Below are 12969 nucleotides of genomic sequence, written 5' to 3' on the forward strand. Positions count from 1 at the left end.
ATTGGCCACATACCCCCTCCTTTCGGGGGACCCGCCGCGTGCAACCTTGACAGGCGGCGCGTTGGACACGCATGCTGCACCGCGAACGTGGTTCCGTCGGAGGACGGATGAAAAGGGAACACGGTGAGGCGTACCCATCAGGGACCGAAACCGTGGCTGCCCCCGCAACTGTGAACGGAGAGTGTGCGTCCACTCATGCCACTGGGAGGCCCAAGGCCAGATCCCGGGAAGGCGGACACACACGGCGACCCGTGAGCCAGGAGACCTGCCGCGCTCAGTCACCCGGCCTTCGATACGGGGTGTGTCGAGGCGCGGTTTCCCGTTGAGGTGACACCCAAACCTTGCCGTCCTTTGGGCGGACGCTGAGCCGCGTCCGCCTGTCAGGCGGTGCGTCGTCCTATGCTGGCGCGGGCACGGCCCGCCGCCAAACGCGGGTGTTTGTCATGAAGAACCGGTTCACCACCGGCATTGCCTTGCCGTGCCTTCTGGCCGGCGGGCTCGTCCCTGCCCTTTCCCTTACCGCCGTCACGCCTGCGGCCGCAGAGCCGGAACAGCTTGAAGCCATCGTCATCAGCGCCGGCCGCACGCCTCTGGAAGCGGAGAAAGTCGGACGCGCCACAACCGTGATCACGGGCGCGAGCCTCGAAAAATCGCAGGTTCGCTATGTTGCCGATGCGCTGCGGCAGGTGCCTGGCGTTGCTGTCTCGCGCACGGGTTCATTCGGCGGCCTTACGCAGATCCGCCTGCGCGGATCGGAAGCCAACCATGTGCTGGTCCTGATCGACGGCGTCGAGGTGGCCTCATCGTCGTCGGGGGAATATGACTTCGGCGGCATGCAGGCGTCCGACATCGAGCGGATCGAGGTACTGCGCGGGCCGCAGGGCGCGCTCTATGGTTCGAATGCCGCCTCCGGCGTGATTCACATCTTCACCAAGGGTGGCCTGCGCAACGGCTACCGGGTCACCGGACGCAGCGAGGTGGGCACCGACAAGACGGTCCTCACCGACCTTCTGGTCCAGGGCGGCAATGACCGCATCGACGGGGCCTTCTCGGCGGCGCTCCGCCGGACCGACGGCTTCAACATCTCCGACTACGGCAACGAGAAGGACGGCGACCGCAACGTGACCTTGAATGGCAAGGTGCGTGCCGACCTGACCGAAAAGCTGGTGCTTGACGCCAACCTGCGCTTCGTCAACCGCAAGTCAGACACCGACGACCAGGATTTCGCCTATCCGGACCGCCCGACGCAGGGCCAGGTGATCGACACCTACAGCCACAACAAGACGCGCGAGATCTATGGCGGCGCGGGGCTCACATGGTCCCTGTTCGATGACCTGTTCGTGCAGCGGGCACGGGTCGAGTACACCGATCTCAGCCGGCGCGGCCTGAACTCGAACAACCGCAACGGCAATGACGACAATCGCCTGCACCTCAGCTACCAGGGCACGCTTGCCTTCCAGACCGAGAGCTTCCTGCAGGCTGCCCACAGCCTCACCGGCGCGATCGAGTGGGAGCGGGAAAGCTACAAGAACGCCTATCCCGGCAGTCCTGACCAGGGCCGGCGGCAGCAGCGCGACTTGTCAGGCTATGTCGGCGAGTACCGGCTGGATCTTCTGGAGCGGATCTTCCTGTCCGGTGCGCTGCGCTATGACCGCAACGAAAAATTCAAGGACACACTCACCTACAACGCCTCGGCCGCCTACCTGCACCAGGAGACTGGAACCCGGGTGCATGCCTCGATCGGCACAGGTGTGACCAATCCGACCTTCTACGAGCAGTTCGGCTTCCAGCCCTCCCGCTTTGTCGGCAACCCGAACCTGACACCGGAAGAGAACTTCGGCTGGGACATTGGCGTGGAGCAGAAGCTTCTCGATGAGCGGCTGACCGTTGACGTGACTTACTTCCGGGAACGGCTGAAAGACGAGATCCAGACCGCCTACCTGCCCGGCTCTGCAACAACCCCGATCAATCTCAAGGGCACCAGCAAGCGTCAGGGCGTCGAGGTTTCGGCCAGCGCCGAGATCATCGAGGGACTGACTGCGCGCCTTGCCTACACCTATCTGGACGCCCGCGAACCGGATGGCCGCGAGGAGGTGCGCCGGCCGATGCACAGCGGCTCTGCCGGGCTGCAGTACACGTTCCTCGACGGCCGCGCCTCTGCATTTCTCGATGCGATCTACAGCGGCCAGAAGCAGGATTCCGAGTGGATCAACGCCACCCCGCGCAACCGGGTGACACTGAACGACTATGTCCTCGTCAATCTCGGCGCTGACTACAAGCTCAACGACAACTTCACGCTCTACGGCCGGGTCGAGAATGCCTTCGACCAGAACTACGAGGAGGTCTACGGCTACAACACGCCGGGCGCGACCGCCTTTGTCGGCATCAAGGGCACCTTCTGAGGAGATCGCGCATGACCATGACTGCAGACTCAAGCCCGCAGGCCGCCGTCCTTTCGCTCCCTGTTGCCGGCCCCGCACCGACAGATGTCCGTAGGGACGCGGAAGGCAAGATCAGCCGCGAGATCTGGGACATTCCGGCAACGCAGGAGGTTCTCGAGCCCCTGCTGCGCGAGATCTTCGAAGAACACTGGCAGGGCATCCGGTTTGGCCCGATCATCGAAGGGGCAGCCTATGAATGGAAGTGCCCCGGTGCTCCGGTGAAGATCAGCCTGTTCGACGCCTACCTGACGGTGATGTTCGCCAATGGCGGGCATTTTCACCTTTGCATCGGCGAAAACATGGGATCGCCGAAGTTTCCGACGCCGGAGGAGAAGCGGCGGCATCGCAAGCCGTCGCGGGCGTCGTTCTTTCGCAGCTTCGGACGCGATGGCAAGCCGGTGAGCTGGGGCTTCGAGATGGTCAATGGCGCAGGCGAGCCGATGATCTCGGTGTTCATGCCCAATCCCTTCATCGAGGACAACGACAGCCTGTCGGAAACCCCGGACTTTTCGCGTCTCGCGACCTGGCGTGCGCTGTCGGCCCGCTGGCTGGGACGTCCGGAAGAGGCTCTGGACGCCGAAGGCAAGGGGTTCCGCCAGTCATGAAGCAGTTGCGCCGCATGACAGTTGCGGTCCTGGCACTGCTGATGCCCTTCGCGTCAGCAGGGGCCACGGCCGAAGCCCCTCCTGGCCCGATCCCGCCGGGTCAGGAGGGGCAGCGGGTTGTCTCGATGAACCTGTGTACCGACCAGCTGGCGCTGCTGATCGCGCGGCCAGGGCAGCTCGTGTCCGTGTCACGCCTGGCGGCGCGCGCGGACATGGCAGTGGTCAGCGACCTTGTCACGCCCGAAATGGCGATCAACCACGGGCTGGCGGAGGAGATCATCCGACTTGAGCCAGATCTGGTGCTCGCTGGCATCTACACGACCCGGGCAACCGTGCAGCTCCTGAAGCGGCTGGGGACCAGGGTCGAGGAATTCACGCCCGAGGCAAGTTTCGAAGATCTCAAGGCCAACATCCGCCGCATGGCGGACCTGCTTGGCAACAAGGACAGGGGCGAAGCGCTGGTCGCGGCCTTCGAGACAGAGCTGGCAAAGACGCCGTCGCGGTGGAGCGCGGGTGAGGCTCCCGTTGTCGGGTCCTACGCCACCAACACCTACTCCGCTGGCGCCGGAACCCTGGAAAACCAGATCGTGCGCGCAGCGGGCCTCCGCCATCTTGGGGAAGAAATGGGCATCAACGGATCACGGCGCGTGCCGCTGGAGCGGCTGCTTCTGGCGGATCCGGACTACGTGATGATCTCGCCGCGCTTCGTGAACAACCCCTCCCGGGCGGCCGAGATCCTGCGCCATCCCGCCCTAGACCTGCGCTTCCCCGACGAACGGCGGATCGCGGCGGACGTGCGCTACTCGATCTGCGGCGCCCCCTTCACCGCCGAGGCGGTCACACGGCTGCGGCAGGCCGTCGAGCGGACCGAAATGAAGCCGGAGGAAAGCAGCGCCAAACCATGACCGATCATTTTTCACGCCATCCGGCGCAACTGGCCCTGTTGCTGGCGTTTCTGTGTTTCGCCCTGTTCGGCCTCTCGCTGGCCCTTGGGGAAGTCTGGCTCAATCCGCTCGGGCTGATGATGTCTGCCGGTTCGGATACGCAGACGGTCGACGCCGTCATCCTGCGCGAGATCCGCCTGCCGCGCGCCATTCTGGCGGCGGCCATCGGCGCCGTCCTGGGTCTTGCCGGAGCGGTGCTGCAGGGTCTTTTACGGAACCCGCTGGCCGAACCGGGGCTCATCGGCGTATCGGCGACTGCCTCGCTCGGCGCGGTCATCGCCATCTACAGCGGTGCCTCGGCGCTGTTCGGCCTCGCCCTTCCCCTCAGCGCCCTCGCCGGGGCGTTGGCCGCCGTCGTGCTCCTGCAACTCCTGGCGGGCCGGTCCGGCGACCGGCTGGTGCTGATCCTCGCCGGTGTCGCGATTTCGTCACTCGCAGGCGCCCTTACATCGCTGGTGCTCAACCTGTCCGACAACCCCTTTGCCGCGATGGAGATCGTGTTCTGGCTGATGGGCTCGCTGACGGACCGCAGTCTGGTGCATGTCGGACTGGCCCTGCCCTTCATTGTCGTCGGCGTGGCGCTGCTTCTGTCCTGCCAGCGTGGGCTGGAGGCGCTTTCCCTTGGCGACGACGTGGCGGCAAGCCTTGGCATCAGTCTCAGTGGCCTGCGACGCCGGGCGATCCTGGGGACAGCCATCGGCGTCGGCGCTGCGACAGCGGTGAGCGGTGCGATCGGCTTCGTCGGCCTGATCGTGCCACACCTGCTGCGTCCGCTTGTCGATTACCGGCCGGGACGGTTGCTGTGGGCAAGCGCCCTCGGCGGGGCCGCCTTTCTGCTGGCCGCAGACTGCGTGGCGCGGGTGATCCTGCCGGACAGGGACCTGAAGCTCGGTGTTGTTACGGCAACGCTCGGAGCTCCCTTTTTCCTCTGGCTGCTGGTCCGCCTCAGAAAGGATACCGAATGAACAGCCACGCCTTCCCCGGGCTCCTGGTCCAGAATCTGACTTTGAAGCGCGGGGACAAGACAGTCGTCGAGAACGTCAGCTTTGCCCTGCCCCGCCCGGAACTGGTCGGTCTCATCGGACCGAATGGTGCGGGCAAGTCGAGCCTTCTCAAGGCCATGGCCGGACTTGGCCAGCGCGGCAGCGACATCCGGTGGCAAGGGCGGCCATTGGCGCAGATGACGTCCGCCGAACGCGGGCGCACACTGACCTTCCTGCCGCAAGAGCGCAGCGTTGTCTGGCCGCTGCGCTGCCGCGATGTTGTCGCGCTCGGCCGCATGCCGCATCAGGCCGGAGGGCTTGGCTTCATTCGTCCGGCACCGTCCTTTGAGGACCTCAGAAGTGTCGAAGACGCCATGCGCCGGATGGACGTTAAAGCCTTCGCCGACCGGCCCTTCAACCGCCTCTCCGGCGGCGAACAGGCGCGCGTCCTGATCGCACGCCTGCTCGCACAGGACCCGCGCCTGATCCTTGCCGACGAGCCTTGTAACGGCCTCGATCCGGAACATCAGCTCGCCCTCATGCAGTGCTTCCGCGATCTGGTCGCCGACGGTGTCAGCGTCGTGGTCTCGCTGCATGACCTGACGCTGGCCAGCGCCTGGTGCGACCGTCTCCTGTTGCTCGACACGGGAAAACTCGTTGCTGATGGCAGCCCGGCGGCGGTGCTGACGTCGGATCGTATGGCCGCGACCTACAACATCCGCATCGGACATTTGCAGAGCGATCATCGCCGGTTGGTCGTTCCGATCGCGCGGCTCTGACAGCCAGAGTGTTGAGCCGCAAGCCAAGTCGGCGACGTCACTTCATCAAAAGTCAAATGCATTTGACAATTGTGTCATTGGCCCGGCATAACCTCAGGGAACCAACTTCCAGAGGGGACGGAGACGGCTGTGAAGAACGTCAAGACGACCGAGGAGATCGCGCTCGGCATCCGCAGGCGGGTGTTCGAGCATTGCATGCGCAACAATGGCGGCTACCTGAGCCAGGCTTGCTCTGCAGCTGAACAGCTCGCCTTTCTCTACAACGAGGCGCTGAAGCTGGGCGATCCGACCCTGCCGATGATCCCGCCCCCGTTCGGCGGCGTCCCTTCGGCAGAGAACACGACCTACGTGACGGGCGCAGGCTACAACGGCCCCTTCGAACCGCAGTATGACCGGCTGTTCATCGCCCCGGCGCACTACGCGCTGGTTGCCTATGCCACGCTGATCGAGGTTGGCCGGATGGCCCCCGAAGGCCTCGAGATGTTCAACCAGGACGGATCCTCGGTCGAGATGATCGGCGCCGAGCACAGCCCAGGCATGGAAGTGCACAACGGCACGCTGGGCATCGGCCTGTCGACCGGTGCGGGCCTTGCCTGGGGCCGCAAGCGCCGCGGCGAAAGCGGCGAAGTCTGCGTCTTCATGTCGGACGGCGAAGTGCAGGAAGGCCAGACCTGGGAAGCCGTGCAGGCGGCCGCCCACCATGGCATCGACAATGTCTGGGCGATCATGGACGTGAACCGGCAGCAGTGCGACGGCGCCATGGACAGCGTCATGACCGTCGGCGACATCGCCACCAAGCTGCGCAACTTCGGCGCGGTCGTGGCCGAGATCGACGCCCATGACCTCACCGCCATGCGCCAGGCCAAGGCGACCCCGCATGAAGGCCAGCCGCTGATTATCCTGGCCAACTCCTCGCCCACCAAGGGCATGGAGTTCCTGATGCGCCGCTTCCCGCGCCTGCACTATGTCCGCTTCAAGTCGGACGCCGAGCGCGCGGAGATGAACATCGCGATTGCTGCCGAACTGGGCATCGAGCCGATCAAGCTGGGGGAACACTGAGATGGAAATGGTCAACCGCCCCTACGCGGCCGCCTTCGAGAGCTACGCGGTCAAGAACCCGGAAGTGCTGTGCCTCTCCGCCGACCTGACCTCGAGCTGCGAGATCGACGGCTTCCGTGACCGGCATCCCGAACAGTTCCTGTCCATGGGCATGGCCGAGCAGAACATGCTGTCCTTCGCCGGCGGCCTTGGCCTTGCCGGCTTCCGGCCGTTCATCCATACGTTCGGCGTGTTTCTCTACCGCCGTCCCTATGACCAGCTGATGGCCTCCATCGCCTATCCGCGCCGCAAGGTGCGTCTGATGGGCTTCCTGCCGGGCATCACCACGCCGGGCGGCATGACGCACCAGGCCATCGAGGACATCTCGGTGATGCGCACCATCCCGAACATGACCGTGCTTGAAACCGGCGATGCCACGGAAGTGGAAGGCATCGTCGAGGCCGCCGACAGCATCGACGGCCCGGTCTATGCCCGCGTGCTGCGCGGCTCGGTGCCGCGCCTGTTCAAGGATCCGATGAAGGTCGGCGAGCTGCGTGTCCTGTCCGAGGGCAGCGACGTGCTGGTGATCACCGCCGGCATTACCACGGAAGAGGCGATGCGCGCCGGTGGGGCCCTCGCCAAGGTCGGCGTCTCCGTCCGCCACCTGCATCTCAACACGCTGAAGCCGTTCGACGCCAAGGCAATCCTCGACCATGCCGCCAGCGTCCGTTACGGCGTGATCACGCTGGAAAACCACCTGATTGCCGGGGGCATCGGCTCGATGACCGCAGAAGCCATGGCAGACGCGGGCATGGGCCGCCGCCTGATCCGGCTGGGCCTCAAGGACACCTATGCCCATGGCGGCTCCAAGCCCTATCTGATGCGCTACTACGGTCTCGACGCCATGGCCCTGGTCAAGGCCATCGAGGACCTGACCGGGCAGCAGACAGGCATCGACGAGGACGCCCTCGACAGCGTGCGCGTCGACGCCGTGCATTCGGCCGTGAAGGCAGAGGCGCTCTGATGCGGTTTGCCGTCACCTACCGCATCTTCGCCGCAAGCGAGGCCGAGGCGCGCCAGCGCGCCGAGGCCATCGCGCTTGAGCAGACCGTGGAAGTCCCCCGCGATGTGGTGCCGGAAGGCTATATCGCCGACGAGATCCTCGGCCAGATCGAGGAGATCGGCCGCGAAAGTGAGGACACGTTCCGGGCCGTCATCAGCTACAGCCCGGACAGCGCCGGTTTCGAGGTCGCCCAGTTCTTCAACGTGATCTTCGGCAATTCCTCCATCCAGCGCGGGTTGAAGGTGATCGACATTGCCCTCGGCGCAACGATGCAGGCCCGCCATCCCGGGCCGCGCTTCGGCATCGAGGGCATCCGCAGGCTCGCCGGACGGCCGAAGGGCGGTCTGATCGCGCCGGTGCTGAAGCCGCAGGGGCTCGGGGCCGACGCGCTGGCCCGCATCGCCTATCTCTGCGCCAAGGGCGGGGCCGACATTGTCAAGGAAGACCACGGCATCATGGACCAGCCGATGGCCCCCTTCCGCGAGCGCGTCGAGAAGACGGCCGCAGCCCTGGCGCGGGCTCAGGAGGAAACCGGGCGCAAGGCGCTCTATTTCCCCTCGCTTGCCGGCGAGCCGCAGGACCTTGACGCCAACGTCCGCTTTGCCCGGGATGCCGGCGCCGACGGCATCCTGATCATGCCGGGCCTGCTCGGCTTCGGCATCGCCGCCCGGATCGCCGCCGACGAGCGGCTGGCCATGCCGGTGATGACGCATCCGAGTTTCCTCGGACCTTATGTCCTCTCGCCCGACACCGGCTTCACCCACGCCATGATGTTCGGCACGCTGCAGCGCATCGCGGGCTCGGATATCTCGGTGTTCCCCAATGTCGGCGGCCGTTTCGGCTTCACCGTGGCCGAATGCCAGTCGATTGCCGATGCCTGCCGCTTTGCGGACGGCCCGGGCCGGGCGATGCTGCCGAGCCCCGGCGGCGGCATGAGCGTGGAACGGGCCGGTGAAATGGCCCGGATGTACGGCAGCGACGTGGTCTATCTCCTCGGCGGCAGCCTCCTGCGCCTTGGCGACGACATCGGCTCCGGCATCACCGCCATGCGCCGGGCGCTGGACGAGGTCGAGCGGGAACACGGTTGAAGGCAAGCAGCCTGCTGCAACACTGACAAGCCGGGGTGGGTGACCATTCCGGCTTTCTTGTGTTTGGATGGCTCGCTGGTGTCACCCCGGACGCAGCAAAGCGGAGATACGGGGCCTACTCGTTTCCAGAGCCGACGACGTGCTTGCGGCACTTAAAAGGCCACTGCGACAGCGACTTCCGTCGAACGCGCGGCATTGCCCTCATCACCGCTCTGGAAGCGAGTGGGCCCCGGCTCGGCGCTGCGCTTGGCCGGGGTGACCCGGAGGGATAAAGGGCCGTCCGAGAGTTCATCTGCAGCAAAAAGCCGGAGCAGTTACCCGCTCCGGCTTTATTTCTATCAGCCTGACCTGCGATCAGCGCTTCGGCAGGGGCATCCAGGCCGGTACGGCGACGTCGGCATGGGCGAAGGCGGGCAGCTTGGCGCCCAGTTCTTCCATGTTCTTGATGTCGAGTTCGTTGAGCATCTTCTGGGTGATCAGGGTCGGCGGCACGATGACGCTGCGGCCCGGATCTTCACCGGCGAGAAGCTGTGCGAGCGCGCGGACGGAGACCTCGCCCACGACGGCCGGGTTGGTGGCGGCAGTGGCCTTCCAGGCGGAGCCCGCCTCACGCATGGCGGCGATGTCCGAGGTGGACACGTCCGCCGAGTAGATCGAGACCTGACCGGACATGCCGGCTTCATCGACGGCGATCTTCACGCCCTTGGCGAATTCGTCGTAAGGGGCGAAGACAACGTTGATACCCGGGTTGGCCGACAGCACCGAACGGGCCTGGTTGGCGACCGAGTTGGCAATCGGGTTGTCGAGCGTGCCGAATTCGGCGACCTGCTTGATGCCCGGGTTTGCCGCCTTGACAGCCTTCCAGGTCTCGTCGCGGCGGTCCAGCGGGGCAATGCCCGGAACGTAGACATAGCCGGCGGTCCAGGTGGTGCCGTTGTCGGCAATCGCCTGCTCCAGCGCGAGACGGGAAAGGTCGCGGTCGGACTGCTCGATCTGCGGGATCTGCGGGTTCTCGACATTCACATCGAAGGCGACGACCTTGATGCCGGCATCGACAGCGCGCTGCGCGGCGGCCTGCATGGACTCGGTAAGGCCGTGCTGGATGATGATGCCGTCAACGCCCAGAGCAATCGCCTGATCGACCATGTCGGCCTGCAGCGCCGCATCCTGGCGGCTGTCCAAGACGCGCAGGTCAACGCCAAGCGCGGCAGCCTGCTTCTCGACGCCGGACAGATAGGCCTGGAAGAAATCGCCGGTGGAGAGATAGCGCACCAGCGCGATCTTGACCTCGGCTGGCTTGTCGAAGGGCTTCGGCATCTCGGCGGCAAAGGCGAGACCCGGGACCATCGCCACCGTGGCGGCAAGGGCCGTGAAGAGACGTCTGGTAATCATGATTCCTCCCGTTGCTGTTTTATATAGTCCACGTCAGCCGCGCGCCCGTCCCCCTCGGCCGGACAGCGCGAAAGTGAAGACAAGGGCGATGACAAGCACGCCGCCCTTGATGAAGTCCTGGGTGTAGTAAGGCGCATTCATCATCGTCAGGCCCTGCAGCAGGATACCGACGAAGAGCGCACCGATGGCCGTGCCGAAAGCATTCGGCTTGGACGCGCCGAGCACGGCAAAGCCGATGAGCGCCGCCGCGACGGAATCGAGCAGCAGGTTGTTGCCCGAGGCAACGTCGCCGCGACCGAGACGGGCGGCCAGCAGCACGCCGCCAAAGGAGGCGAGCGTGCCGGAGATCATGTAGGCGGCGATCTTGTAGCCGTTGACATTGGCCCCGGCGAGACCGGCCGCCTTGGCGTTGGAGCCGATGGCATACATCAGCCGGCCATGACGGGTCAGTTCCAGGAACACCCAGACGCCGATGGCAATGAGCACGAGAAACACCACCGAGAGCGGAACGAGATTGGGCAGGATGAAGTCGAGCCGGTGGCGACCCAGCATCAGGAAGCCTTCCGAGAAGACGCCGCTCGCCGTGGTGCCGTCTGGAAGGCTCATGCCGGTGGAGATGGAACGCCCCTCGGTCGGAATGCGCTGCAGGCCGACGAGCAGGAACATCATGCCGAGTGTCGCCAGAAGGTCCGGCACCTTCATCTTGACGATGAGAATGCCGTTCACGAGGCCGACAAGAAGACCCATGGCGAGACACAGCGCCACGGCGGAGGCAGCATCCAGCTGCCAGACGACCATGGCATAGGCGGACAGCATCAGGGACGAGGTTGCCACCGCACCGATCGACAGGTCGAAGCCGCCGACGACCAGCGTGGCGGTGACGCCGAGCGCCAGGATGCCCGTGATCGCCACCGACTGCAGGATGAAGACGGCGCTGTGCGGTGAAAGAAACCCTTCCGCCATCACGCCGAAATAGGCGATCAGTCCGACCATCAGGGCCAGGAAGCCATATTTGATGGCGAGATCAATCGCGTTCAGGGAACCACTCTGCATCTTACTGTCCTGCTGCGCTCGGAAGCGATGCATCGACCACCTGGGCCATGATCGCGGAGACGTCGATGTTTTCGTTGCGGTGCTCGCCAACGATGGAGTGTTCGCTCATCACCAGCACCCGGTCGGCAATCTCCAGCGCTTCGTCCAGTTCGGCGACGAAGACGATGGTGGCGCGGGTGGCGGCGGTTTCGCGGATCTTGTGGCCGATGTCGCGCCTTGCCTGGATGTCGACACCCTGGAACGGCTCATCGAGCAACAGGAGCCGCGAGGCCTCGGCCATCCAGCGGGCAACCATCACCTTCTGCTGGTTGCCGCCCGACAGGGTGCCGATGCCGTCGGTGGGCGACTGGCAGACGACGCCCATCTCGGAAATCATCCGCCGGGTCGTGGCCAGCTCGGACGCGCCGCGCACGAACTGGGCCGTGCTGTGGCGCCTCAGGAACGGCAGCGTCAGATTGCGCAGGATGTCGAAGTCGGCCACGACCGCGTTGACTGGCCGGTCCTTCGGCGACAGGAACACGCCGGCATCAATGGCTGCGCGGGGACTGGCCGGGCGATGCGGCTTGCCATCCAGCCGGACCTCGCCAGAGACGGCCTCCCCGGTGCCGAACAGCACGGCGGCAAACTCCGATTTTCCGGCGCCGACAAGACCCGTGATCGCCACGACCTCATTGGCGTGGCAGGTCAGGGAGAACGGCCGCGCCCCCGGCCGCAGCACCAGATCCCGCACCTCGAGCACGGGCAGACCGGGCTGAGGGATGGTGATGTCGACCTCGGTGATCTCGTGACCGAGCATTGCCCGCACGGCACCGGAATAGTCGAGTTCCGGACCTTCAAAGACACCGGAAATGCGGCCATCGCGCATCGACACGATCCGGTCGGCGAGACGGCGAATATCGGACATGCGGTGCGAGATGTAGAGAATGGCGACGCCCCGGGCGCGCAGGCTATCGATGAGATCGAACAGGCGCGAGGCTTCGGCGGCGGACAGCGACGAGGTCGGCTCGTCCAGGATCAGAAGGCGCGGCTGATGTGCCATGGCGCGGGCGATGGAGACCAGCTGCCGATCCGCCAGTGACAGGCCGGCAACTGGACGGCTGACGTCAATGGTGAGCCCGACGGCTGCAGCGATCTCGCGCGCCCGGGCCCGCATCTTGCGGCCATTCAGGAAGACACCGCCACCGCTGGCCAGACCGTCCAGCAGCAGGTTGGAGGCCACATCCAGATCCGGCACGACGCCGTCATTGATGTTTTGATGGACCGTGACGATACCGGCCCTGAGCGCCTCGGACGGCGTCTCGGGCTTGAAGGGCTGGCCAGCCAGGGTCACGCTGCCGCTGTCGGCCGCATGCACCCCGCACAAGATCTTCACGAGCGTCGATTTTCCGGCCCCGTTCGCTCCCATCAGAACGGTTACCTGCCCACCGGACAGGTCCAGATCGACCCCGCGCAGCACCTGGTTCCGGCCAAATGCTTTGCACAGGCCAGCCAGGCGGATTGCCTGATCACTCACAGAGTATTCTCCTCCACTGGGAACAGGCTACGTCCGGAAGCTTTCATATGTCAATATGATTTGACAATTG

The 12969-nt window shown here is 65.2% G+C and carries 11 protein-coding genes and 1 riboswitch; of the genes, 8 read left to right on the plus strand and 3 right to left on the minus strand.

Annotated features, from left to right (window positions below):
* Positions 1-71: 71 nt before the first annotated feature.
* Positions 72-287, plus strand: a riboswitch (cobalamin riboswitch).
* A gap of 156 nt (positions 288-443) precedes the next feature.
* The 8 genes from C8348_RS15930 to C8348_RS15965 all read left to right on the plus strand — a co-directional run bounded on the left by C8348_RS15930 (position 444) and on the right by C8348_RS15965 (position 8941).
* Complete coding sequence (locus C8348_RS15930; RefSeq protein WP_157950447.1) at positions 444-2402, plus strand: TonB-dependent receptor plug domain-containing protein; 1959 nt, start codon at positions 444-446, stop codon at positions 2400-2402.
* 11 nt (positions 2403-2413) lie between these two features.
* Complete coding sequence (locus C8348_RS15935; protein ID WP_198647090.1) at positions 2414-3046, plus strand: DUF7676 family protein; 633 nt, start codon at positions 2414-2416, stop codon at positions 3044-3046.
* A complete protein-coding gene (locus C8348_RS15940) occupies positions 3043-3951 on the plus strand; it encodes an ABC transporter substrate-binding protein (protein ID WP_106754357.1) in 909 nt (302 codons plus the stop codon). The genes C8348_RS15935 and C8348_RS15940 overlap by 4 nt, the downstream gene beginning before the upstream one ends.
* Positions 3948-4955 carry a FecCD family ABC transporter permease gene (locus tag C8348_RS15945; protein ID WP_106754358.1) on the plus strand — a complete coding sequence of 336 codons (1008 nt, stop codon included), beginning with the start codon at positions 3948-3950 and terminating at the stop codon, positions 4953-4955. Before C8348_RS15940 ends, C8348_RS15945 begins: the two co-directional genes overlap by 4 nt.
* Positions 4952-5752 (plus strand): ABC transporter ATP-binding protein, encoded by an 801-nt coding sequence (locus C8348_RS15950; RefSeq protein ID WP_106754359.1) that lies wholly within the window; start codon positions 4952-4954, stop codon positions 5750-5752. Before C8348_RS15945 ends, C8348_RS15950 begins: the two co-directional genes overlap by 4 nt.
* 129 nt (positions 5753-5881) lie before the next feature.
* Positions 5882-6811 carry a transketolase gene (locus C8348_RS15955; protein WP_106754360.1) on the plus strand — a complete coding sequence of 310 codons (930 nt, stop codon included), beginning with the start codon at positions 5882-5884 and terminating at the stop codon, positions 6809-6811.
* Between the two features lies 1 nt (position 6812).
* Positions 6813-7814, plus strand: a complete 1002-nt coding sequence (locus C8348_RS15960; protein WP_106754361.1) for a transketolase family protein — start codon at positions 6813-6815, stop codon at positions 7812-7814.
* Positions 7814-8941, plus strand: coding sequence for a RuBisCO large subunit C-terminal-like domain-containing protein (locus C8348_RS15965; protein ID WP_106754362.1), 1128 nt, complete (start codon positions 7814-7816; stop codon positions 8939-8941). The genes C8348_RS15960 and C8348_RS15965 overlap by 1 nt, the downstream gene beginning before the upstream one ends.
* Before the next feature lie 354 nt (positions 8942-9295).
* Here the strand turns inward: C8348_RS15965 and C8348_RS15970 are convergent, their stop codons facing one another.
* The 3 genes from C8348_RS15970 to C8348_RS15980 are packed head-to-tail and all read right to left on the minus strand — an operon-like array spanning position 9296 to position 12899.
* On the minus strand, positions 9296-10333 hold the full coding sequence (locus C8348_RS15970; RefSeq protein WP_106754363.1) for a substrate-binding domain-containing protein: 1038 nt from the start codon (positions 10331-10333) through the stop codon (positions 9296-9298).
* Positions 10334-10366: 33 nt separating this feature from the next.
* Entirely contained in the window at positions 10367-11386 is a 1020-nt protein-coding gene (locus C8348_RS15975) for an ABC transporter permease (RefSeq protein WP_106754364.1), read from the minus strand.
* Position 11387: 1 nt separating this feature from the next.
* Entirely contained in the window at positions 11388-12899 is a 1512-nt protein-coding gene (locus C8348_RS15980; protein WP_208983790.1) for a sugar ABC transporter ATP-binding protein, read from the minus strand.
* Between the last annotated feature and the right edge of the window lie 70 nt (positions 12900-12969).

The organism is Pannonibacter carbonis, from assembly GCF_003012935.1.
Taxonomy (GTDB): Bacteria; Pseudomonadota; Alphaproteobacteria; order Rhizobiales; family Stappiaceae; genus Pannonibacter; species Pannonibacter carbonis.